Origin of the sequence: Chimaeribacter californicus (assembly GCF_002858675.1) — a bacterium.
Lineage (GTDB): Bacteria > Pseudomonadota > Gammaproteobacteria > Enterobacterales > Enterobacteriaceae > Chimaeribacter > Chimaeribacter californicus.
Window position 1 is genome coordinate 71771 of the sequence record NZ_PJZF01000017.1, and the last position, 22648, is coordinate 94418.

Annotated in this window: 19 protein-coding genes; 10 read left to right on the forward strand and 9 right to left on the reverse strand. The window is 55.4% G+C overall.

What is annotated here, in order from left to right; genetic code table 11:
• Positions 1-2 precede the first annotated feature (2 nt).
• Positions 3-707 (forward strand): GNAT family N-acetyltransferase, encoded by a 705-nt coding sequence (locus tag CYR55_RS17270; RefSeq protein ID WP_101817601.1) that lies wholly within the window; start codon positions 3-5, stop codon positions 705-707.
• A 71-nt stretch (positions 708-778) separates the two neighbouring features.
• Here CYR55_RS17270 and CYR55_RS17275 read toward each other — a convergent pair whose 3' ends face one another.
• From CYR55_RS17275 to CYR55_RS17290, 4 genes are all read right to left on the reverse strand, one after another.
• Entirely contained in the window at positions 779-1720 is a 942-nt protein-coding gene (locus CYR55_RS17275) for a sugar phosphate isomerase/epimerase family protein (RefSeq protein ID WP_101817602.1), read from the reverse strand.
• A gap of 59 nt (positions 1721-1779) precedes the next feature.
• Entirely contained in the window at positions 1780-2208 is a 429-nt protein-coding gene (locus tag CYR55_RS17280) for a PTS mannitol transporter subunit IIA (protein ID WP_101817603.1), read from the reverse strand.
• A gap of 73 nt (positions 2209-2281) precedes the next feature.
• Positions 2282-3307 (reverse strand): Gfo/Idh/MocA family protein, encoded by a 1026-nt coding sequence (locus CYR55_RS17285; protein WP_101817604.1) that lies wholly within the window; start codon positions 3305-3307, stop codon positions 2282-2284.
• Between the two features lie 24 nt (positions 3308-3331).
• Entirely contained in the window at positions 3332-4705 is a 1374-nt protein-coding gene (locus CYR55_RS17290) for a sugar porter family MFS transporter (protein ID WP_101817605.1), read from the reverse strand.
• An 859-nt stretch (positions 4706-5564) separates the two neighbouring features.
• Between CYR55_RS17290 and CYR55_RS17300 the strand changes: the two genes are divergently transcribed.
• On the forward strand, positions 5565-6491 hold the full coding sequence (locus CYR55_RS17300; protein WP_241522173.1) for a helix-turn-helix transcriptional regulator: 927 nt from the start codon (positions 5565-5567) through the stop codon (positions 6489-6491).
• A gap of 51 nt (positions 6492-6542) precedes the next feature.
• Here CYR55_RS17300 and CYR55_RS17305 read toward each other — a convergent pair whose 3' ends face one another.
• Positions 6543-8429, reverse strand: coding sequence for a glycoside hydrolase family 15 protein (locus CYR55_RS17305; protein WP_241522174.1), 1887 nt, complete (start codon positions 8427-8429; stop codon positions 6543-6545).
• Between the two features lie 335 nt (positions 8430-8764).
• Between CYR55_RS17305 and glgX the strand changes: the two genes are divergently transcribed.
• The 3 genes from glgX to CYR55_RS17325 all read left to right on the forward strand — a co-directional run bounded on the left by glgX (position 8765) and on the right by CYR55_RS17325 (position 12517).
• Positions 8765-10837, forward strand: coding sequence for a glycogen debranching protein GlgX (gene glgX / locus CYR55_RS17310; RefSeq protein ID WP_101817608.1), 2073 nt, complete (start codon positions 8765-8767; stop codon positions 10835-10837).
• 256 nt (positions 10838-11093) lie between these two features.
• On the forward strand, positions 11094-11837 hold the full coding sequence (locus tag CYR55_RS17315; protein WP_241522175.1) for a hypothetical protein: 744 nt from the start codon (positions 11094-11096) through the stop codon (positions 11835-11837).
• A 200-nt stretch (positions 11838-12037) separates the two neighbouring features.
• Complete coding sequence (locus tag CYR55_RS17325) at positions 12038-12517, forward strand: Hcp family type VI secretion system effector (protein WP_101817610.1); 480 nt, start codon at positions 12038-12040, stop codon at positions 12515-12517.
• 99 nt (positions 12518-12616) lie between these two features.
• Here the strand turns inward: CYR55_RS17325 and CYR55_RS17330 are convergent, their stop codons facing one another.
• On the reverse strand, positions 12617-14395 hold the full coding sequence (locus CYR55_RS17330) for an L-fucose isomerase (protein WP_101817611.1): 1779 nt from the start codon (positions 14393-14395) through the stop codon (positions 12617-12619).
• Positions 14396-14666: 271 nt separating this feature from the next.
• Between CYR55_RS17330 and CYR55_RS17335 the strand changes: the two genes are divergently transcribed.
• The gene (locus CYR55_RS17335) at positions 14667-16247 is read left to right on the forward strand and encodes an FGGY-family carbohydrate kinase (protein ID WP_101817612.1); all 1581 of its coding nucleotides are present in this window, start codon (positions 14667-14669) and stop codon (positions 16245-16247) included.
• A 118-nt stretch (positions 16248-16365) separates the two neighbouring features.
• Positions 16366-17358: a LacI family DNA-binding transcriptional regulator gene (locus tag CYR55_RS17340; protein WP_101817613.1), complete on the forward strand. Its 993-nt coding sequence runs from the start codon at positions 16366-16368 to the stop codon at positions 17356-17358.
• A gap of 11 nt (positions 17359-17369) precedes the next feature.
• Here the strand turns inward: CYR55_RS17340 and CYR55_RS17345 are convergent, their stop codons facing one another.
• Both CYR55_RS17345 and CYR55_RS17350 read right to left on the reverse strand, forming a co-directional pair.
• On the reverse strand, positions 17370-18734 hold the full coding sequence (locus CYR55_RS17345; protein WP_101817614.1) for an MFS transporter: 1365 nt from the start codon (positions 18732-18734) through the stop codon (positions 17370-17372).
• A 69-nt stretch (positions 18735-18803) separates the two neighbouring features.
• The gene (locus CYR55_RS17350) at positions 18804-20111 is read right to left on the reverse strand and encodes a glycoside hydrolase family 172 protein (protein WP_101817615.1); all 1308 of its coding nucleotides are present in this window, start codon (positions 20109-20111) and stop codon (positions 18804-18806) included.
• A gap of 454 nt (positions 20112-20565) precedes the next feature.
• Here CYR55_RS17350 and CYR55_RS17355 point away from each other — a divergent pair, with 454 nt between their 5' ends.
• Genes CYR55_RS17355 through CYR55_RS17365 form a run of 3 tightly spaced genes read left to right on the forward strand, consistent with a single transcriptional unit; the run spans position 20566 to position 21895 of the window.
• Positions 20566-21042: an Hcp family type VI secretion system effector gene (locus CYR55_RS17355; RefSeq protein WP_101817616.1), complete on the forward strand. Its 477-nt coding sequence runs from the start codon at positions 20566-20568 to the stop codon at positions 21040-21042.
• Positions 21043-21092: 50 nt separating this feature from the next.
• A complete protein-coding gene (locus CYR55_RS17360; protein WP_101817617.1) occupies positions 21093-21461 on the forward strand; it encodes a tlde1 domain-containing protein in 369 nt (122 codons plus the stop codon).
• A complete protein-coding gene (locus CYR55_RS17365) occupies positions 21458-21895 on the forward strand; it encodes a hypothetical protein (protein ID WP_101817618.1) in 438 nt (145 codons plus the stop codon). Before CYR55_RS17360 ends, CYR55_RS17365 begins: the two co-directional genes overlap by 4 nt.
• 118 nt (positions 21896-22013) lie before the next feature.
• Here CYR55_RS17365 and CYR55_RS17370 read toward each other — a convergent pair whose 3' ends face one another.
• Positions 22014-22622 carry a TetR family transcriptional regulator gene (locus CYR55_RS17370; RefSeq protein WP_206604045.1) on the reverse strand — a complete coding sequence of 203 codons (609 nt, stop codon included), beginning with the start codon at positions 22620-22622 and terminating at the stop codon, positions 22014-22016.
• Positions 22623-22648: the final 26 nt, after the last annotated feature.

A 22648-nucleotide genomic window follows, 5' to 3' on the forward strand; every position in this document is an offset into this window, starting at 1 on the left:
CTATGCCCACCCTTAACCTATACGGCCAGCAATTAGGCCGGGAAATCACTGACTGGGTAAAAAAATCACCGCCTGAAAAAGTCACGCTGCACGGGCATTATTGTATTGTTTGCCCGCTCTCGGTGGATCACGCAGAAGATCTCTACCACGAGTGGCAGAGCATCGACGATGACCGGGACTGGACCTATCTTTCTGATTCAAAACCCACCACCAAAGAACAATGCTATCAGTACCTTAGAGAACTCTCTGCCGATAAAGAGAAACTCTATTTTTCAGTAAAAGACAAAGAAACCGGCAGCGTTCATGGCTTTTTCTGCATCAATAAAATTGATTTACATAACGGAAGTTTTGCCATCTCGGAAATTAACTGGGCCCCCCCGATGAAAAGAACCCGGCTCAGTACAGAATCACTTTTCCTGATCATTAACTATTTTATGGAGACGCTGAAATACCGGCGCTGCGAATGGCGGACAAACTGCCTTAACACCCCGGCGATCAGCTCCGCAGAGCGGATTGGCTTTAAACAGGAAGGGGTCCTGCGTGAAAAAAAAGTCACTAAAGGCCACTCGGAAGATATCGCCCTGTTCTCTATTACCGCAATCGACTGGATGGAAACGGCAGAAGTGCTGAAAGCGTGGTTGCGGAAAGAAAACTTTGATGAACGCGGCAGGCAAATAAAGAAAATCAGCGATTTCCGCACGCAATAAACCCGGGCGGTTAATGATCAGCGATATCCGCCACAGCCTGATACCCCCAGGCTGTGGCGGAGGATAAACCGTTAGCGGCTGATGCTCGCATTAAGGGCATCGATAGAGGTTTGCAACCCTGCCTCAACGCTCATGGTCAAATCTTCCATCTCCAGGGAGACATAGCCGTCATAACCGGTCATGCGAAGGACGGAGAAAAACTCTTTCCACCACTGCAAATCCTGGCCGCAGCCTACGGCGACATAGTTCCAGGTACGGGTTTTGGTGTTCGTCACCGGTTGGTATTCCAGTAATCCATCAATATCCGCCAGGCCGCGTTCAATGCGGGCATCCTTACCATGGACGTGATACACCGCGCCTTCCAGTTTACGTGCCGCCGCAATCGGATCGGCCCCCATGGCGATGAGGTGGGAAGGGTCAAGGTTCATCCCGATCATCTCATCGACGCTATTGCGCAGCCGCAACAAGGTGCTGGGGTTGTACACCAGCTGACAGGGGAACTCTTCAATCGCAATCTGTTCGATGCCGTGCTGCCGGGCGTGCTGGGTGAAGGCTTTCCACCAGGGGATGGCAACCTCGTTCCATTGATAGTCGATAACCCCGGGCATGTAATCAGGCCAGGAGACCGTGGAGGTGATCCAGTTCGGGACGCTGTCCCCCGGGCCGCCGCCGGGCAGGCCGCTCATCATGACGATTTTCTTCACGCCCAGTTTGCCGGCCAGTTCAACGGCTTTATAACTGCTCAGCGTATGTTTTTCGCCTAACTCACCCGGCGCGAGCGGGTTACCCGAACAGTTCAACGCCACAATTTCCATATCGCGCTGTTGCAGTTCCTGGCGGAAAGCGGCCAGTTTTTCGGGTGACGCCAGCAACGCCTCCGTTTTCACGTGCGGACAGGGTGACCACCCCCCGGCTGTCATTTCTACCCCATTAATGCCGTAGCTTTTCACTCTATCCAGCATGTCAGGAAACGATAAATTCGCCAGAACATCGGTACAGATCGCAAGTTTCATTTTTCATCCTTTATTTGTTATTTCTAAACCGTTAAACAGCCTGGGCAACACCGCTGACGTCACTGTTTTTCAAACTGTTCAATAAATTCTTTTTTACTGGTTGCCTGCGCCAGGAGCGTCGTTTTTAATTCATCACCCAATAAATCCGCAATATCCGCTAACACCTGAAGGTGCTCATTCTGTTTCGCCGCGACCGCCACGACCACGAATGCGACTTTTCCGTCCCCCCAGCTTACGCCCTGAGGAAATTGGAAAATCTGAAAGCCGGTCTTAATAACCAGGTCAATGCTCTCTTTCGCACAGTGAGGTAATGCAACGCCTGTGCCTAAATAGGTCGGGACACTCTTTTCACGGGTCATCATTGCTTCAAAAAAGCCCGCTTTTGCAAAACCGCCCTGGATGAGCGAATCAGCAGCAATTTTTATGGCGGCTTTTTTAGACGATGCCCGGCAATTAAGGAAAATATTTTCTTCAGACAGATTCAGCATATTCTGCTCCTGTGCAACTTCCCGACGCAGACTAACCCTCGTGACGTCCCGTAATACGCCGTGAGTGAAGCGATTAACTCTCTGAGAGTGGCTGGTATAAAGCCGGGCGCGCCGGGATGGTGACATCATGTTTTAATCCGTCCTTCAAGGACGCAATGCCGGCATCACAGACCAGCGCAACGAGATAGCCATCCCACGAAGAGGGGCCGGTCATTTCGCTGCCGCTCTTTACGCGATCAACAAAATTCTGCACTTCGCGGTCGTAAGCGGTGGCAAACCGCTCCATGCAACTTTGAGCGATATGCCGCCCAACCCCATTAGCGGAACGGGTAACGGTCAATGCTTGTTCTGTCAGGCTCGCAATGGCATTTTCGCCAATCACTTCACAGCGGATGTCATAACCATAGTTGCAGTTAACGAATAACTCATCGTCGATGCGCACGCCCGACTCGGTTTCAAAAATAACAATGAGGGGGTCTTGTAAATGTTCTAAGGCCCGGCTGGTTTTTTTCCGTGGCTTATCCACCCGGACAGAGACAATATTTTCATTCAGCAGATAATGGATAATGTCTATTTCATGGGTCGCTGAGTCATTTATCGCCATCTCAAGGGTGTAGCTTTCCGGCACCGAGGGGTTCCGGTGCGCGCAATGCATCAGTAAAATCTCGCCTAACTCACCCGTCCCGATGCTCTGTTTCAATGCCTGGTAGCCCGGGTCAAAACGCCGCATAAAACCAAGTTGTAACAGCCGCTTGCCGTAATTAACTTCGGCCTCGATAATCTCCCTGGCGTCAATTGCGGTGGGGGTCAGCGGTTTTTCACAGAAGATGGGTTTTCCAGCTTTGATGGCCGCCAGAATTTGCTCTTTATGCACCGGGCCGATGGAACAGATAAATACCGCATCAACCAGATCTGACTGGATCATCTCAATCGCATCATAAAAAGGGGTGGCGTTATATTCCTGTGCCAGCGCATTTGCCACGCCGCTGTTAATATCGCAGATGGCGGTGACATTGGCGTTGGTAATAACCTGTTTGAAGCGTTGCAAATGGTCACGGCCAATCATACCTAAACCAATTAATCCGATGTTTACTGACATGGTTTTTTACCTCTTCATAATGAATCAGAAACGGAATTTATTTTCAATTTGCTCTAATGAAAGCCCGCGGGTCTCGGGCAGGAATTTAAACAGCAGAATAAGCATAATGACGTTAGTTGCCGCGAAAAATCCGAAGGTCATGCCGCCGCCATAGTGGTTCAACAGCAGTGGGAAAATGGATTGAATAATAAAGTCAAATATCCACAGGCCGAAGACGGCGATCCCCATTCCCAGGCCACGCATACGCAGAGGATATATCTCTGCCAGCATCAACCAGAATACCGGGGCAATCCACCCCTGCATAAACACCAGGAACACCAGCATCAACCCGAGAATGATATAACTCGCCCCGGCGAAATTAGCGTGCACACTCTCAATGCCGTTTAGCGTTTCGGTATGGAAAAAGACCTTAAAAGAGACCCCAATCAGGATCAGGCTGAGGGTGACGCCGATCTGCCCGGTAAAGAACATTTTCCTGCGCGAGTGCTTGCCGATTAACAGCATGCCCATCAGCGTGGCCAGAATAGAGACCACCCCGTTAGCGACCGCCCCGGTGACCGCTGCGGCATCCCCTAACCCTGTGGATTTCAATACTGTCGGCGCGTAATACATGATGGTATTCACCCCCGTGACACGCGTCGCCAGAACAATCATCAGGCCGATCAGGATGAGTTGTATTACCCAGGGTTTTTTAAGCTCCTCAAACAGACTCATTTTGACGGAATCAATCTGGATGATTTTCTGAATCTCTTTGATTTCCTGCTGCACCTCGCCGGGTGACCGCAGCATTTCCAATACCTTAACCGCTTTTTCCGTTTCTCCGCGCCGCATAAAGAAACGGGGTGACTCCGGCATCATCAGCATGCCGGCCCATAACAGCGCACCGGGCAGCGCGGGGATTGCCAGCATAATCCGCCAGTTATGGGACATTTCAGGGTAAAGATTGACGATGGCGGCATTCACCGTGTAGGCCAGAAACTGGCCGGTAACGATCATCAGCTCATTGACGGTGACCAGACGTTCGCGCTGTTCGGGCCTTGCCAGTTCGGAAATGTAGATAGGGACGGTGACTGACGCACAGCCTACGGCCAGACCCAGCACAAAGCGCGCCACGATCATCGAGGGGACATCCCACGCGAAGGCTGTGCCGAGGGCGCCGAAAATAAAGATAGCGGCGACCCACAGTAAATTTTTGCGACGCCCCTGTTTATCAGAGAGGTAGCCGCCAAATAAAGAACCTAATGCCGCGCCAAATAACAGGAATGAGGTAATGAACCCTTCCTGGACAGGCGTCAGGCCAAGATCGTACTTCATAAAAATAAGTGCACCGGATATGACGCCGGTATCATAGCCAAAGCAGAGTCCGCCGATGGTGGAAACCAGCGTAATAAATTTCATTCGGTCAGGGTTTTTGCAGGTTGGTTCTATTATACAGGTCAGTTTTATTATACATGTTACTACCCCGTCTGGTTTTAAGGTGTGAACCGGCATAGGTGTCTTAAATGTCATCAAGGTGCCGCCTGTGGGCTTATTCTTTCATCAGGTAATAAAGGCCACGCACTAAAATCAGGCCGCTTTTTCAGAAGGAGAAAACGCCTGTCTGTTTTATCTGTGGTTGATCCCTTGTTTATTAGGCTCCGGCAATTGATGAAACAAGATTACATCGAATTGAAAATAAAAAACCATTCTCAGTGATGGTGAAATTTTCATACCGTGCTGAAGATCAATCTTTTACATTAAGAAGGCCGGTTTAAGTGATGTGAGTCACAAGCGCAAAGTTAATAATTGATTTAGCAAGAATGAAGATATTTCCCGTCACTCTATTTTCTTCACTACACCTCGTTTTTATGGGGTGCAAACCTGTACCTGTAAAATCATTATTCCGTTTTTATCAATGAAATTGAGTGAATATCAGTATCATGGCCACCCCCTGCCTGAAATAGCAGGCCTTTTATGCCGCTGTAAATTTGCCGGCCTTACTTATACTGTTTTGAGGAGAAATCGCCTTTTTCTGCTTTTTTATCCACGCGATTAATGCGCCTTTTTCCGGGCGCTGCCACTGCTTTTTTGACCTGTTTTTTTTCAGGCAAGAGAGGCCAAAAGCAGAAAGGATTTTTCATAGAAGTAAAAATGTGACCCAGATCATAAATAACAAGCCGTAAAATTTCCGCAAAGCACAAATCATACTTTTTGGTATAAATAAATTCACCAAATTGTTATAAATCAGTAAATTAAATTTTACTAAAAAGCAAATTTGATGACTACTGCCCAGGGTGGTAGTGCAAGAATAGCGTTGAACATTAAGGGAGAAACCATGCTGACATTCTGTGTGAATGAACATCCCGCGTCGGGCGGATATGAGAATGGCTTCAGACCCAGGTTGATGTTTATCTGTAAAGCTGAGGGCCACGAGGCCGCGATCCCCCGGGTTATGCATAAACATGACGAGCGTTTCGAATTGCTGTTTATTATGCAGGGCAGCGGGATGTATAACATCGACGGGCGGGGTTACCCGGTAAAACAGGGGGATTTACTGCTGTTTAATGCCGGTATTCTGCATGATGAAAACCCTTATCCCTCTGATGATTTGCTGATATTCAGCTGCGGGGTCGAACAGCTGAAGTTTGAAGGGTTGCCCTTAAATACGCTGACACCCCGCGGTCATGTTGCTGTGATGCCGGGTGGAGAACATTATGATGAAATCCGGCATATTTTTTATCAGATGTGGCATCACATCAACAGTAATAAACCTTACTCCGGCGATATAGCCAACAGCCTGTTGAGTGTATTACTTCTTATGTGCCGGGGGCTCTGGATTGAGAATCGCCAGGCATGTGAAAACCCTACTCTGGCATTGGGACAGAAAATTAAAGACTTTATTGATGCGCACTACAAAGATGAACTTTCTTTTACGTCTATCACCTCAACGCTGGAGATGAACCGGTTTTATCTGGCCCATATTTTTAAGGCCTTTTCCGGTTATTCCCCCAAACAGTACCAGACCCGGCGGCGTATTGGCGAAGCGCAATCCCTGTTATTGAGCACGGATTTAGGCGTAACGGAAGTGGCCAATGCAGTAGGCTACGATAACGTAAATAATTTCCACCGGATATTTCATAACCTGGTGGGAATCCCCCCGGCACGTTATAAAAAGTTTTGGTTAACCGGCCAGGTAAAAAGCTGACGATGGCGGCCCCCTGATACCGCTTTCGCGATATCAGGGGAACAGGCCGGGTCAGCGGTAATGTTTCCCGTTGGCTAAACACCCGAGCCAGAAAGATTCCGGGTCGGTATCTGAAGGGTTCCGGCTGACGGCGGAAATGGTGTGGGATGCACAGATCACGGAGAGATGGCTCAGCCCCTGCGGCATATTCCCGCAGCATTTCTTTTTGCGGACGTTATACATCTCGCTCATGATGCCGGCGTTTTTCCCCTGGCTCAGGGTTTCCAGCACCACCTGCATCGCGTGTTCCCCCTCCTCCTGCCGGCCCAGCACCGTGAGCGCTTCTGCCATCCAGAGCGCACAGGCGATAAAGGTATTCTCCTCTTTTTGCACGTCGGAATAACGGTAGATCATCATGTCATCCGTTCCCAGCTCCTCCCGCAACGCCTCCAGGGTGCTGAGCATCCGCGCTTCAGAGACCTGCCGCCCATACTGGTGCATCAGCGCCACGGAGGCATCCAGCCTTGTGGTGCCGGCCCAGAAGGTGTACGCCCGGCGAGCTTCTGACCAGCAGTGGGTCTCGATCCAGTCCCGGATGCGATCGCGCTCGCGCTCCCAGCGTTTGCGCCAGGTGGATTCGATATAGCCGCCGTTTGCCAGGCGCACCGCCTGATCCAGCGCCACCCAGCAGGCCATTTTTGACTGGGTATAATGCTGCATCTCCGGCAGTTCCCAGATCCCGGAATCCTTTTGCAGCCAGGTATCCGCGCAGCGGTTTGCCAGGTGGGTCAGCAACCGGGCGGTATTCAGATCCAGCACATGCCCCGCCTCGGTAAAGCGCGCGGCGGTGTCCAGCACATCGCCGTAGTTGCAGAGCTGAAGCTGATCGGCTGCATTATTCCCCAGGCGCACCGGCTGCGCCCCGCGGTACCCTTGCACCGGCACAAAGGTCTCTTCCGGTACTTTTGTGCCGTCCAGCCGGAAGCAGGTGCGCAGCTCGCCGCCGTTGGCGTTCAGCGCCGCGGCCAGCCAGGAGAAGGCGGCTTTGCAGTCTTCCAGCGCGCCGATATAGATAAAGGATTTAATGATCATGCAGGAATCACGTACCCAGGCATAGCGGTAGTCGTAATTCTTATCATTGCCCTCACCTTCGGGCAGGCCCATGGTCGCGGCCGCCGCCAGCGCGCCGGTGGGTGAATACCAGAGGAATTTCAGCGCCAGCGCGGAACGCCGGACATCCTCCTGATATTTTCCTTCATAACACAAGCCGTCGACCCAGCTGCGCCAGGCGAGGTCGCTGGTCTCGATGCGCTCATCAATCCGCTCCAGACTGGGTACCGCCAGCGGCTGATCTTCCGTGACCAGCAGTGCCGCCAGGTAGCGTTCGCCCGCGGCCACGGTGAACACCGCCTGCATCCCTTCGTCGTCACAGGTGCCGTTATCGTTAATCACTTCGGTCGCCCGCAGCATCATCAGCAATTTGCCCACATTCCAGACGGTACCCTGGGAGGTATGGTGTGCCCAGGGCCGCCGGGTCTCGGCGGCGGTGCCGATCTGCAGCCGTAATGAGACCGGCACGCTGCCCTCCAGCCCCTCAATCCGGCGCGCCAGCTCATTCCAGGGCAACGGGCCGGCCAGCGTGCTGTTCACCGACTCGGTGATCTTTATCCGCCCACCGGCGGTTTCATACAGGGTTTCCAGCACATTACTGTTTTCCCGGTAGTGCCGGGTCATGCGGTATGGCTCATCCGGGATTATCTGAAAATAGCCGCCATGCCCGCCATCCAGCAGCCGATCGAACAGCGGCGGTGAGTCCAGATCGGGCACACACCACCAGTCCACTGACCCGTCCGGCGAGATCAGTGCCACCGTCCGCCCCTCACCCACGGCGGTATAATCCCCCAGGTCGCAGAACCCTTCGCTGTCCCTGAATTCGTCCATATCGTGCTGCTTCAACATACTTATGTCCTTACCATTCAAGCAAAAGACCTGAATTCCGGCCTGTACATCACAGTACGTCTGTACTGCCCTCTGCTGCCTGAGCGGCAGCCTGCCTTGCCACACTGCCCGGCAACACCGTGTGACAGCGTCACCTCACTTTTTGCAGCATGGTCTATGATTGATTGGCATACGCAGCATCCCGACGCAGAATCAACCACTTGCCGGCCTACCTACAGCATAGTCAAGGATTGATGACACCGAAATTTCCTGCCGCACATCGCTGTCGTGTCAAAACGCTGACGTACTCACCATTGCAGTGCAGAAAAGTCCGTACTTTCAAGAAAGAGGAAAGCATGTCAAACGATAAGCCTTTTGAAATCACTTCAGGGTCCGGCCAGGTGCTGGGTGCCAATTTTGATGGCCAGGGTGTAAATTTTGCGATTTTTTCCGCGCATGCCGAGCGCATTGAGCTTTGTCTTTACGATCCCAGTGGAAAAACCGAAATTGCCCGGCTGGAACTGCCGGAATACACGCATGAAGTCTGGCATGGCTATGTGCCGGGCCTGAAACCGGGCGCGCTTTACGGCTACCGGGTTTACGGCCCTTACGATCCGGAGAACGGCCACCGGTTTAACCCTAATAAACTGCTGATTGACCCTTACGCGCGCGAGCTGGCCGGCGACATTGAATGGAATGAGGCGCATTTTGCCTATGATTTGTTGCACGAAGATAAAGACCTGACCTTCGACACCCGTGACAGCGCCCCCTTTACGCCGAAATGCCGGGTGATCGACCCCGGCAACCCCTGGCAGGAGACGCGCCGCCCGGCGATCCCCTGGTCAGACACGGTCATCTACGAAACCCATGTAAAGGGGTTTACGCAGCGCAATTCCGCCCTGCCGCGCGAGCTTCGCGGTACCTTTGAGGGCATGGGCCATAAAGCCTCGGTGGAATACATCAAAAGCCTCGGCATCACCTCTGTGGAGTTGCTGCCCGTGCACTGGTTCCCGGACGACCAGCACCTGCTCGACCGCGGGCTGAAAAATTTCTGGGGCTATAACACCCTGGGCTTCTTCGCCCCCGCCTCGCGCTATTACGGGCCGAACGGCATCCAGGGGTTCCGTGACATGGTACGGTCGTTCCATGATGCCGGCATCGAGGTGATCCTGGACGTGGTCTACAACCACACGGCGGAAGGCAATGAACTCGGCCCAACCCTGTCGTTCAAGGGCATCGACAACTTCTCCTATTACCGCACCCTGCCCGAGCAGCACCGCTACTACATCAACGACACCGGCACCGGTAACACGGTGAACACCTCACACCCGCGGGTATTGCAGATGATCATGGATTCGCTGCGTTACTGGGCAGAGTCGATGCACATCGACGGCTTCCGCTTCGACCTCGGCACCATCCTCGGCCGCGAGCCGGAAGGCTTCGACCAGCGCAGCGGCTTTTTCGACGCGATGATGCAAGACCCGGTGCTCTCAAAACTGAAGCTGATCGGTGAACCCTGGGACATCGGCCCCGGCGGCTACCAGGTCGGCGGCTTCCCGCCGGGCTGGGCCGAATGGAATGACAAATACCGCGACACGGTGCGCGAATACTGGAAAGGTGACAACGTCACGACCGATTTTGCCGCCCGCCTGCTGGGTTCCGGCGACCTCTACGACCAGCGCGGCCGCCGCCCGTGGGCAAGCGTCAACTTCGTCACCGCCCATGACGGTTTTACGCTCAACGATCTGGTGTCGTACAACGACAAACATAACGAGGCGAACGGCGAAGAGAATAACGACGGCCATAATCACAACCGCTCTTACAACTACGGCGCGGAAGGGCCAACCCCTGACAAAGGCATCAATGCGGTGCGCGAGCGCCAGAAGCGTAATTTCCTCGCCACGCTGTTCTTCTCCCACGGCACGCCGATGCTGCTGGCGGGTGACGAGTTCGGCCGTAGCCAGCAAGGCAACAACAACGGCTATTGCCAGGACAGCGAGATCTCCTGGATCCACTGGGACGATCTGTCGGAAAGCGCGCTGGCGCTGCGCGAGTTCACCCGCCGGATCCTGAGCCTGCGCGCGCAGCAGCCGTTGCTGCGCCGCGAGAACTGGCGCGACGGCATGGACATCAAGTGGTTCAATGCCGGGGGCGGCTTCCAGCGGGAGGAGCAGTGGGACGAAGGCTCAACGATTGGCGTTTATATCAACCGCCCCGACCTTGAGTCGCAAGAGGGTGTCTGGCACGACATGCTGATGCTGTTCAACCCGTTTGAAGGCAACGTGCCGTTCCGCATTCCGCAGTTCGGCGAAGGGGGCTGGGTGCTGGAGCTGTCCACCTCGGACACCGCGCAACCCGGGATTGTGATCACCAAAGAGAAGGATTTCGACCTGGAAGGCCGCAGCCTGGCGCTGTTCAGAAGGCCATAACCGCCGCTAAACAACCGGCCGCGCCCTATTAAAAGGCGCGGCCTGTTTATTGTGCCGGTCATCGTTGTTTTTCTGAAAATCCGGCATTAAAACCGGCCGCCACCCTATCCTCCCTTTTGCCGTGCCTTTAGCCCTTTATGCTGTGCCAAATTGTACAGTTGTTCAATTTGATTAAAATCAACCCTTCCGCTGATGACGATTGCCTGCGGGTTATTAGCGGCCTATTTTACTTGCTGAATTTACAATGCACAGGATTATGCAAATTCCCTATTATATGGAGATAAAAATGGGAGCATCTGATTACCTGAGGGCAAAATTTCAACGCGAGAGGCATTTAGCCCTGAGTTTACAAAATGGATTTAACAGCGTAATGCAATCCGCTGAAGAGGTTTCTTCTACCATATACTCTGGTGTAGAACGCTTAAGTTGGTACTCCTCCTGCTTTATCCCGGGTTACGATAATGTGTGTAAAGAATTGCTCTCTGAAGAGTTAAGGACATTCTATTCAATTAACTCTCTTTTTAAACACCACGATATCATCAGGCATATGCTTTTTTTATACTTTCAGTCAGTATGTGAAGATATAAAAGAAGGGAACCCAGGCGGCGCTGCCCGTAAATTACTTTCTAACAGCACTTACCTTGCCGGCAGCACATACACCGCAAAGATGACACGTCATGCTTTTGCTTATTCACTTTCTGCTGCGCTGGCGCAATCAGAGATAATACAAAAAACGGTAGTCCAGAGACTGGCAGCTAAAACGCATATAGCGGTTCAGGCGTTACATCTCTATGGCTTTCAGCAAAAAGCTGTATTATCCGCCAGAAAGTTGAAAGCGGCAGACCCAGACTATTATTGGATACTTTATCAGGCAAACATGGAAATGCTCTATTATTTTATTGAACCCGCTCTTGCTGAAATAATGAATAAAGTAAAACAAGGGACTTTTAATAACCTGGATGAGTTAACTTCCTTCATCAGGGGAAAATACGATGTTTAAAATCCTGATATCGCTGGCCATCGAATTCTTACTCATGCCAGTTTTAATCATTTCTTTCGGACTGCTGTGGCTACATACTTTCCCTGAATACTGGGGGCGGTTAATGCTCGCCTCTGTTTTCTTTGTACTTTGGCTATATTGTAAAATCATTGTGAAGTTCGAAAAATTCTAGAACCCCCACTAAACGAAAAGGATAAAAAATGTCAAACCCCGCTTATTTATGGTTAACGGATGAAAACGGCTCCCCGATTGTGGGGGCATCCCAGGTTATTGGAAGGGAAGGCGCTATTGAACTGAAGTTTTTTACGCACAACCTTACTATTCCTACCGATGGGAACACCGGCCGCCTGACAGGGACAAGGATCCACTCACCTATTATGATTCAAAAAGAAGCGGACAGAACGACACCTTTCCTATACAAAGCATTAACCAATAACGCTACGCTTAAATCCGCGGTCATAAAAAAATACTCTATAAGTGAGGCCGGCAGGGAAATCGAGTATTTTAATACCTTCCTGGAAAATGTTAAGATTATTTCCATCACCCCAGACTTATATCCCGAAGCGTCAACGAAAACGCATCTTGAAACGGTTCTTCTCCGTTATGAGAAAATAACCTGGAAGTATTGCGACGGTAACATCATACACACAGACCAGTGGAATGAATTCGCCCGCTACTGAGCAAACCAGCTTAGACCAGCCTGATATAGCCAATCACGCCTTAGCCGCCTTAATTGATTGCCAAAACGAGAGAGGCCCCCGCCTCTCCCGCCTCCCCTTTCAGCGTTTATATACCGGGCCGTAGTGCTGACAGGCGCGGAAGTCCTGTGCGTCAGGTTCCATGCCGAAGGCGGCCCAGGCGCTGGGGCGGTAGATCTGCGCGTCGGGCAGGTTATGCATACAGACCGGGATGCGCAGCATGGCGGCCAGGGTGAGGAAATCCGCGCCGACGTGCCCGGCGGTGAGCACCGCGTGGTTGGCACCCCAGTTCGCCATCACGCTATACACATCAGAGAACGGGCCGCGACCGGTGAGGCGCGGCACAAACCAGGTGGTCGGCCAGGTCGGGTCGGTGCGTTGGTTCAGGGTGTCATGCACCTCCGGCGGCAGATCCACACTCCAGCCTTCGGCGATTTGCAGCACCGGCCCGCGTCCTTTGATCAGGTTAATGCGCGTCATGGTAAAAGGGATGCCGCCGCGGGTCAGGAAGCAGGAGGAGAAACCGCCGCCGCGAAAATAGTCATGCAGCGCCGGGTACCAGGTGGTAGCCGCCAGGCAGGCTTCCGCCTCCTGCGGCGTGATGGCCCAGTGCGGTTTGATCGTCGGCCGGTTGTCGCTGTCCTGCTGGCAGCCGCTGCCGTCCAGCGCCGCAGAGCCGGAGTTAATCAGGTGGATCACGCCCTGCGCGGCGCGGCCGGTAAGCCGGTGTCCGGTGACCCGCTGCACCGACGCCGGTGACCAGTAGGTACGCACATCCGCAAAAATCTGCGCGGTGCCGGTGAGTAGCTTGCCGAACAGCATCGCCACCGCATTCAGGCTGTCGTTTTCCGTCGCCAGTACGCCGGGTTCGCCCACGCCGTTCCAGTCAAAGGTGCTGTTGAGCAGCGCTTCAGCGGTGTCGCCGTTCGGGTAGTGATCGGTCCAGTGGCGCTGCCCCTGAAAACCGGCGGCGATGGCGTTGTACCCCAGCGCCTCCTCGCCCCAGCCTTTCTCCGCCAGCGCCGGGTTGCCCTGCATCATGTCACGGATGCAGATCGCCATCAGCAAGCACTCACGCAGCATCGCCTGTTTCTGGGGCGCGGTGCGCTGAAGGTGCGCGGCGTTGCGGTCTTCCCCGAACCGGAAATGCTGCTCCGCCCACGCCAGCGCGAGGCTGAGTTCCTGTTCATCAAAAATGGCGTGATCCATGCGGCGGCGCAGCTCGGTCATGTCCACACACTGCACCGTCATGCCGAGCCAGGACTCGAAAAAGTCATGATCGACAATCGACCCGGCGATCCCCATCGATACCCCGCCCAGCGAGAGGTAACTTTCGCCGCGCAGTGTCGCCACTACCAGCCCGGCGCGGGCGAAACGCAGCAGCTTCTCCTGCACGTCCGCCGGAAGGGTTTCGTCCCCGGCGTCCTGCACCTCGTGGCTGTAAATGGCGAACGCCGGCAGCCCCTTCTGGTTATGCGCCGCCAGCGCCGCTGCCAGATAGACCGCGCCCGGCCGCTCGGTGCCGTTGAAGCCCCAGATCGCTTTCGGCCGCTGCGGATCCATGTCGATGGTTTCACTGCCGTAGCACCAGCAGGGCGTCACGGTGATGGTCAGGCCGACATGCCGGGCGCTGAAGTCGGCCTCACAGGCGGCGGCCTCCGCCCGCCCGGCGATGCACTGTTCTGCAATCACGCACTCTACGCGCTCGCCGCTCGCATGGCGCAAGGTGCTGCTGAGCAGGCGCGCGGTGGCGTGGGCCATCGCCATCGTCTGCGCCTCTAACGATTCACGGATGCCCATGCGCCGCCCGTCAATCACCGGGCGGATGCCGATACAAGGTAATGGGTTTCTGTGGTTCATAACGTTCCCCTGTAAAAAAGATTAACGCGGTGCGCGACGCTTCCGGCGCAGCCTTTTTGCTAACTCGACTTAGCTTAGGGCCAGCAGCAAAAACGCGGCAACCTGTTTTGCGTGGTTCTGTGAGGGTTTTCACGCCTGCCGGGAAAAGCGTGGCTGACCTGCGCCCGCTCACAAACTTCTGCCAAACTGTTTGAGGGAAAACGCCGGGTGAATTATGGTCTGCCCGACGCTGCGTCGAATCAGCCAGAGAAAATCAACCGCAGGAGGGGACATGGCACAGGATTATTTTTTAGGGGTAGACGTCGGGTCAGCCAGCGTACGCGCCGGTGTGTATGACGCGCAGGGTACGCGGCTGGCCTTTGCGGTCGCGCCAATTTCCCAGTTCCGCCCCGGCGGCGAACGGGTCGAGCACGCCTCGTCGGAGATCTGGCAGCAGGTCTGCGCGGCAGTGCATACCGCGCTGGACAAGGCAGCCATTGACCGCCGGGCCGTGCGCTCGCTGGGGTTTGACGCCACCTGTTCGCTGGTGGCGGTAGATGCGGCGGGCAACGGCGTGACCGTCTCCCCGGAGGGCAATGCGGCGCACGACACCATGATGTGGATGGACCACCGCGCCGGGGCGGAAGCCGCCCGCATCAACCAGACCGGCGATGAGGCGCTGGCGTATGTCGGCGGCGAAGTCAGCATTGAGATGCAACTGCCCAAAGTGCTGTGGCTGAAAACCCACCTGCCGGAACGCTACCGGCAGGTGCACCGCTTCTTCGACCTGGCCGATTTTCTGGTATGGAAAGCCACCGGCCAGGACGCGGCCAGCCTCTGCACCCTGACCTGCAAGTGGAACTATCTGGCGCATGAGCAGCGCTTCAGCGCAAGCCTGCTGGCAGCGGTGGGCCTCGGCGATCTGCCGGAGAAACTCCCGGGGACGGTGCTGGGCGTCGGCGCGCGCGCCGGGACGTTAACCCCGCAGGCGGCGGACGCACTCGGGCTGTCGCCGCAGGTGGTGGTGGCCGCCGGGATGATCGATGCCCACGCGGGCGGGCTGGCGCTGCTGGGCGCGCAACCGGATGCCACGCTGGCGCTGATCAGCGGCACCTCCAACTGCCACATGCTGGCAAACCGCGAAAAGGTGATGACGCCCGGGGTCTGGGGGCCATACTGGTCAGCGATGCTGCCGGGTTACTGGCTGACGGAGGGCGGGCAGAGCGCGGCGGGTGCGCTGGTTGACTGGACGCTGCACCAGCAGGGCGGCAGCGTGCGCCTCTCAGAACAGGCCGCCGCGCAGCAGTGCCACCCGGTTGAGCTGGTGAACCGCTGGGTGGCGCAACTGGAGCAGCAGGAGCCGTTCCCCACCCGCCACCTGCATGTGCTGGCCGATCACCACGGCAACCGCTCGCCCCGCGCGCAACCGGACGCGCGCGGCAGCGTCAGCGGCCTGACGCTGGAACGCGGCGAACCGGCGTTGGCGCGCCTCTATCTCGCCACCTTACAGGCAATCGCCTACGGTACCCGGCACATCATGGAGGTGATGGAAGCCTCCGGCCACCGGGTGAGGCGGCTGGTGATGTGCGGCGGCGCGACACGCAACCCGCTGTGGCTGCGCGAGTATGCTGACATCACCGGGTGCGATATCCATCTGGTGAGTGACGACGATCCGGTGACGCTCGGCGCGGCCATTACCGGCGCGGCAGCGGTCGGTGTCTGGCCGGACATCGCCGCCGCCTGTGCGGCGATGGTGCGCCCTGACCGGACGATCGCCGCGGATGCGACGAAAAAAGCGTTCCACGACCAGAAGTACCGCGCCTATCTGGCGATGTATGACCAGCAACAGGCGCTCAAGGCGCTGATGCGCTGATGCTATCCCGCTGTTCCTGCGCAGGTTACCGCCGCGCCCCTCCTGTTTAGGGCGCGCGCGGCCTGCGCTTTGCCTTTATACTACCGGCCAGTCACGGCGTTGAAGGGAGCGGTATGGCATGGCAAAAACGGTAGAACAGATAGCGAATGACCTGAACCTGTCGGTGACCACCGTCCGGCTGGTGTTGGGGAACAAGGCGGCGCAGTACCGCATCAGCGCGAAAACCCAGACGCGGGTCATGGAGTATGTCGGCCACCATGGTTACACCCTCAACCACTCCGCCCGCAGCCTGAAACTCAATAAAACCTACACCCTCGGGCTGATCCTGCCCTGCCTCTCCAACGTCTTTTTTGCCACGCTGGCCGAAAAACTGGAGCTGTACTGCCGTAAATTCGGCTATCAGCTGATGATCAGCTGCACCTACGACGACCCGGAGTATGAGAATAAGCTGGTGGAGGCGCTGATTGCGCGCAACACCGACGGGCTGTTTATTGTGCCGTCCAGCCGTGAGAACCAGCAGCACCACCTGAAGCGGGTGAAAAAGCCGCTGGTGTTTCTGGACAGGGATTTCCTCGGGCTGAACCATTCGCTGATCGAGAGCAACAATATCGACGGCGGCGACACGCTGGCGCAGGCGATGTTGCAGGCGGGCGCAGCGCCGTTATGGTTTCTGGCCGGTGACCCGGAGCTGCCCTCGATCCACCAGCGGCTGGCGGGCTACCGGCGCGCACTGGCGGCGCAGGGCCTCGACCCGGCAGCCTGGGTGGCGACCGGCCGGGGAAACAGTGCCGGAAGCGGCAGCGCGATGATGGCGCAGGTAATCAACACGCACGGGCTGCCTGCGGCGTTTATCGCCTCGTCCCTGCCGGTGCTGGAAGGGGCGATTGAGGCGGTGCGCGCCCACGCCGGGGCGTTGCCGGCGGCGATCAGCCTCGGCACCTTTGACGAGCACCCGATGCTGGGCTTCCTGGCGAATAATGTCTGGTCGATGCAGCAGAACGAGGATGCGTGGGCGCAGCAGGCGTTTGAGATGATGCAACAGCGGATGGACGGCGCGCCGCTACAGGGCGCGCGCAATGTAGATATGACGTTAATCACCCGGCACCGCTGACCGGTGCCTCCTCAGCCCGCCCATTGGCGCGCCTTTATTGCTGCGGCGGGCAGGCTGTTTTCCGCCATCATGGCGTTGTAGTAGCGGTTATTGATGATGTATTTGCGCATCACCAGCCCGACCACAATATAGAAAAAGGCGGGCACCAGCGTCATGATCCCTTCAATCCCGCTGATGGCCTCCGGCTGCAACGCGGTGCCGGCGCGGTAGCCCACCCAGGTCATCAGGTAGCCGGTGATCGGGCCGGATAATCCCATCCCGAATTTCTGGCAGAACGAAATCATGCCGATCGACAGCCCGCCCGCATCGATGCCGGTTTTAATCCGGCCGTAGTCCGAGGCTTCGGTAATTGATGACCAGAGGATCGGGGTGTTGATCTGCGACACCACCGAGCAGAGCAGGTAAAACGCGGTCGCCAGGTAGAAATCGTTCTGGCCGACCAGCAGCCAGGCCAGCGCCGACACCAGCGCCGAGCCATACATTGACCAGCGGAACACCGCGACTTTGCAGTAGCGTTTCGTGAGCCAGAGCGAGACGAACGGGCCGACGATGCCGCCCACCGACCCCATGCCCATGAAAAACGCGATGCCCCAGCCATCGGTGGCCCCGGCGAACTCTTTGCCGTAAATGATCGCGATACTGCCGTTCACCAGCAACCCAATAAACAGCAGCACCATCGCCAGGCTCAGCGCCAGCCACTGATCGTTCTTCACCAGCCCGGTAACCTGCCGCGCCAGCGGTTCCGGCGGCGTCTCCGGTTTGATACGCTCTTTGACGTTAAACGCGCAGAACATCACCAGCAGCACGCTGACCAGCCCAATTACCAGAAAAGCGTTGGCGTAGCTGCTGCGGGCATCACTGCCGCTGGTGACCCAGTACGGCACAAACGTCGAGACAATCAGCGTGGCGACTTTCGCCATCGGGAACCGGTAAGCATTCGCCAGCAGCCGCTCCTGCGGGTCGCGCGTCATCACCCCAATCAGCGAGATATAGGGAATGGCCAGCACGGTAAACGCCAGGCTGTTAAAGATATAAACCCCGGTTGACCAGGCCATTTTCTCGCCGTAGCTCTGGCCGAAGGTGGTAAACAGCAGGTAGAGGGAGATGCCGAACGGCAGCGCGCCAATCAGAAGCCAGTGGCGGTAACGGCCGAGGCGGGTGCGCACGTTGCCGGTCAGCCAGCCCATCATCGGGTCGGAGATCGCATCAATGGTGCGTACCGCCATCAGGATCCAGCCGGCATCCACCGGCGTTAACCCCACCACCTGGATCAGGAAAGCGTAAATCAAAATTGATGCGGAAATTATGGAGATGGTGAGCGCCATGTCGCCCGCGCCATAGGCACTTTTTTCCAGCACAGATAATCGGTTATCCATCACTGTACCTCAGTTGACGTCATCGGGATCAAGGCAGGCCGGGCCTGCCCTGACAGCAGAGCAGAAGGGTTATTTCGTCCGGTGCAGCGCGGATTTCTGCCGGGTCGCCGCCAGTTTTTTCTCTATTTCCCCCTGGCGCAGCCGCAGCATCGCGTCGAACCGCTGTTGAGCCTGCGCTTTCTGCTGCTGCATCTCTTCCGTTAACGTGACCTGCGGTGCCGCCGCCGTGCGCCGCCCCAGCAGGCGTTCGTCTACCGGCTGGATGGTGAGCGGTCGGGAGGGCAAGGTTTGGTACCAGTAGGCGGTGGTGGCCCAGTCATCCGCCAGGTGGTTGGCGTGGCCGTGTTCCATGGTGACGCGGATGCACTTTTTAAAATGCACCGGATCGGTGAGGTGGAAGCGGTAGCAGGTCTGGTGCCCCGGCACATGCGAGTCGTGCAGCGAGCAGCCGTTCATCAGCGAGGCGTTCTCCTGCATCCCCCAGGCATGGTTGAAATAGTCTTCGCTGCCGGTGCCCACCAGCGTCGGCGGCCAGGTGTCATCGTCCACAAAGATCATGTCGTCCCCTTCGCCCCACCAGGTGCCCTGCGCATGAGCCACCGACAGGTTGCAGCCGATGTAATGCCCCTCCCCTTCGATGTCCAGAATCACATAGTTGTTTGCGCCGTCCAGGTTCGGGATATTCACCTCCGGGCTGTTGACCTGCAACTCCGGCGCCCAACCGGCACAGGGCGCTTCGCGCCGCCAGCTGGCGTGGAAATAGGCGGTATCCGCGCCCAGTGCCTGCGGATACCGCTCATAATCGATGTGGAAATACTGCCCATAGGGCACATCGTTCTGGTTTTCGACCTCGATGATCGCCCGGCGGTTAAACGGCATCGGCAGGTAGCAGTTAAGCGCCGCCGTGCCGCCCGGGCGGAACTGCTCTTCCGGGCGCACCGACACGGTAAACGGCAGGCTGCTGAAGGTGGCGGGCATGCCGTGGCCGACGCAGAAGAAGTCCCCCAGCGGCACCAGCACCGACGGCGTGGTCTGGTCATCCCAGTAGATTTTCAGCAGCACCTTGCGGTAATAGTCCGGGTCGTGGATTTCCCAGCTGACGCCAAGCGCGTTATTGATCTCATTGATCGGCGCGACATATTGCCCGGCTGTCGGGTCAATCAGCCCCGGCCCGAGCACGCGGCGGCAGAACTGCGTCATCCACAGGTGGGTAATGCAGCCCGGCCCCTGGATGTCCGCCAGCCGCACGCTTTCGCCTGCGCCAATCATCCAGTAATCCTGATTTTTCCCGCTGGTGTCGTGGCTGGAAAAGCGCCCGCTTTTGGCCTGCCTGATCTGGGTCAGATGCCCCAGTAACCCTGTAGTTATGTGATTCATCGTGTCGCTCCTCAACGCAACGCCTGATGGTGTCAGGCTGAACATGCGGCCCTCGCCCGCACCGGGCATGGCGCACATCGTGCCGTTTCTGCCCGGCCACTGCGAAGAGGAGACCCCCATTGCCCGCGCCCTGCGCGTCACATCCATCACGCTCTTCCGCCAAGCTAACTCGAGTTAGCAATCTACAGCAGAAAAATGGCCGGGCAATACCCTTATCAGGAAAGTGTGATTACGCGCCGGATAAATGTGCGGGGGGACTGGGGTGGATGACCTTAAAAAGGTGCAAGAGGCAGAAATGCGGGAAAGTTCACGGGGGATAAATTCATAGTATGGAAGGGTTTCACTGATCATTCAGGATTATAAATTAATGATAAATCATTGATTTTCAATATTTGTCGCGCTCAAATAATAGGCGCACACTGTGAGTGGTTTTTAATCATTCAGGAGCGTGACCATGGCAATTCCTCCCTACTTATGGATAAAAGATGATGCCGGTATGCCGATTAAAGGTTCGGTGGATGTAAACGGCCGGGAAGGCAGTATTGAAGTCTTAAGTTTTATACATGGTGTGGATATTCCCACCGACAACCATAGCGGGCAATTGACGGGGGTGCGGGTTCACAGCCCGCTGGAATTTGAAAAAGAGATCGACTGCTCCAGCCCCTTTCTGCTTAAGGCATCAACAACCGGCCAGAGGCTACGGAGTGTTGAAATTAAATGGTACCGTATTAATTACGCCGGACAGGAGGAGGAGTATTACAACATATTGCTTGAAGGGGTAAGAGTGGTCTCGGTAAATACCATTATGCACAACATTAAAAGCGCTGAAAACACCAATCACCTTGAAGCCGTCACCCTTCATTATGAAAAAATCACCTGGAAATATTGTGACGGCAACCTGTCACACTCTGATTCCTGGAAAAACCGGTAACGTTTAACCTATTCCCATGGCGCTGAAAGGCGCCATGTAAGGAGGAACACATGACATGGGTTTATGATGTGAAGAAGTTGACTTTTGAATTGAATGGAAAATATCAGTTCAGCGCTTTGTATGCGGGTGCATCCGGATATAAAAATGATCCTAAATTTGAGTGTGTGATCAATAAAGGCCCTCTTCCACGGGGAAAATACAGAATAACCGGCATACCCTTTACCCACCATCATGCAGGTAAATTCACCCTCAGGCTTGAGCCTTACAAGAGTAACGCTATGTGTGGCCGTTCCGGATTCCTTATTCATGGTGACAGCACTCAACATCCTGGAGAAGCCTCTAATGGATGTATTATTGTCGGCCCTAAACACAGGAAAGCAATCTGGGAAAGCAATGATAAAGAGGTCGTCGTTATATGATAAATCGCGTACTGATTATTGCGTTAACCCTGACATCTTTCGGCCTGGGCGCTGTTGAAAAAAATCCTTGCATCGTGCCGCACGCGTCAATTGGCATCAGCATGGTCAATGCAATGGAACAGGATATGGGGATAGATGCCCGGATACTTCAGGAAGATAAAACCAGAGCAGAATTAATCGAAAACACCAAAATGACTGAAATATTGGCTGAGCAGTTTGCTGTTAATGAAGCAAAGCAAGAGCGTGGAAGTTGGTTATCAGTCGATGAATGTAAACAGATATATTATAACGACAACACCAGAAACCTTATTGTTAAATATACCTATGAGAATAACATGGGGAAGCACAATGTTTTCCTGACCTCGGCACTGGTTAATGACAATGAGTGCTCGGTAAGGTTTAACGGCTATATTATCGTAAAGCGCGAGTTTTAAGGTTTTTGCCGCGATAACAACCGGTATTTTATTATCGGATGCCACCCTGCCGATGCCCTCCCGGCAAGGGAAAGAGGGGCAGGAAGCTCACGCCGCCTGCCACTTTTCCCCACTGGCGCTATTTGGCCCGGCAGGCCTCCACTGAAAACGTATTGGCCATGGCAAACCCCCGCAGCCCGCCCACCAGCACGGACATAAGCTGCGTGCCAACCTGTTTCTCCGTCAGGCCGACCGTATCCAGAAGATCAAATATTTCCCGGGGATCAAACAGGATATTCCAGAGAAACACGGCCTTATCACCAATATCAGGGAGATCCATCTCAGCCATGGCTTCACGCAGCGCCGGCCGGACGGCATTCGCCTGTACCAGCAAATAGTCCGCGCCTTCCCATAACCGCTCCAGGTAACCGCGGCGATTACGCATCGGTACCATCGCCGCCCCGCGCTCGCGTACCAGCCGGATCCAGTAACGGCTGATATTCTCCAGGTTCTGCAGGCCGCCCGCCTTTTGCTTCTGGCTATATTCAAGCAATAACAGGCCAACATCATGACGATAAGTATTTAATACTTCTTCTACCGAGTTGAACTGCCGGTAAGCGGTGGCCACAGAAACCCCAGCCTCAGCAGCAATCTCAGTCATGCTGATGGGGGTCTCAGACACCTCAAACAACCTGGCGGCTGCCTGGATCAAATTCCTGCGATTTCTTTCGGTATCACTGCGCATCATCTTTACCTGTGGTTTGCCGATTCCTG